At 62.9% G+C, this 232-nt stretch carries 1 protein-coding gene; it reads right to left on the bottom strand.

Going from position 1 to position 232, the window contains the following annotated elements:
* Positions 1-232: amino acid permease (locus J5M73_RS31745; RefSeq protein ID WP_207817072.1), on the bottom strand; the 232-nt coding region annotated here is incomplete at both ends.

Raw genomic sequence — 232 nt, 5'->3', positions numbered from 1 at the left:
AAATCGCCAGGCCAATGCTGATCAGCAAGGCGCCCCAGGGGCCGACGATATGTTCCAGCACTGCTGCCAGGGAAGGGTTCTGCAGCTTGGCCAGCTCCGGCTGGCTCATGATCCCCAGGGACAGCACGTTCACCAGCACCAGGAACAGCAGCACGGTGATGAAGCCGATGACAGTGGCCTTGCCCACGTCCGAGCGTTTTTCCGCCCGGGACGAGAAGATGCTGGCGCCCTC

The sequence above is a fragment of the Pseudomonas sp. 50_B genome, from assembly GCF_017491625.1.
Taxonomy (GTDB): Bacteria; Pseudomonadota; Gammaproteobacteria; order Pseudomonadales; family Pseudomonadaceae; genus Aquipseudomonas; species Aquipseudomonas danubii.
This window is presented reverse-complemented; position numbering and strand designations above follow the sequence as displayed.